1 protein-coding gene and 1 pseudogene are annotated in these 991 nt (G+C 76.1%); both read left to right on the forward strand.

Going from position 1 to position 991, the window contains the following annotated elements; all coding sequences use genetic code 11:
* A pseudogene (locus tag ACXAID_RS28220) lies at positions 1 to 300 on the forward strand (DUF7158 domain-containing protein); the annotation flags it as partial.
* Positions 301 to 355: 55 nt separating this feature from the next.
* Positions 356 to 991, forward strand: a 636-nt coding sequence (locus ACXAID_RS28225; RefSeq protein WP_475025451.1) for an ROK family protein, incomplete at its 3' end; no start/stop codon positions are given.

Raw genomic sequence — 991 nt, forward strand, 5'->3', positions numbered from 1 at the left:
GTGTTCGCGCGGGTGACGGCCGCGGTGCGGGTCGACGACGACGAGGTGTCGGCCTATCACGCCCGCAACCCGGGGCGCTTCGCCCCGCGGGCGCGCCGCCCCGGTGGCTGGAAACCCGTGCCGGAGCGGTGCGGTTTCGAGGAGGTGCGCCCTGCCATCGCGGAGCACCTGCTGGCCGCGGCGCGCCGCCGCGAGTACCGGCGCTGGCTCGACGCCCGGTGCGCCGAACTGGTCGAACTCGGGCCGGGCTACGAGCATCCGGGGGACCCGCGACAGCCGGACAACACGCATCGGCATTGAACAGGCGGATCCAGCGATGACAGCCAGTGGCGAAGCCGACGACGCACAGGCCCCGATGCGTGACCAGGTGCTGGCGCTCGACATCGGGGGCACCAAGATCGCCGCGGCGCTGGTCGGCCCCGCCGGCCGGCTCACCCACGTGGCGGTGCGCCCCACCCCGCACGGCGACGCGGAGGCGATGTGGGCGGTGGTCGCCGAGCTGGTGGCCGACACCCACGCCGCCGGCGGGGCAGCGGTGTCGGCGGTGGGGGTGGCCTCGGCCGGCCCGGTGGACATCCCCGCCGGCACCGTCAACCCGATCAACATCGCGGCGTGGACACACTTCCCCCTGGTGGACCGACTCGCCGCACTGACGGGTCTGCCGGTGCGGCTCGGCGGAGACGGGCTGTGCATGGCGCTGGCGGAGTCGTGGCGCGGGGCGGGGCGCGGCGCGGCGTTCATGCTGGGCATGGTGGTCTCGACCGGCATCGGCGGCGGGCTGGTCCTCGACGGTGCGCCCTATCACGGGCGCACCGGCAACGCCGGCCACGTGGGGCACGTCGTCGTCGATCCCGGCGGGGCGCCGTGCACCTGCGGCGGACACGGGTGCGTCGAAACCGTGGCCTCGGGGCCGCACCTGGCCGGATGGGCCCGAGCGCACGGGTGGCGGGCACCGGTGGGGGCCGGAGCGGCCGAACTCGCCGACGACGCC

This window comes from Mycobacterium sp. ABE4_509, assembly GCF_056160785.1.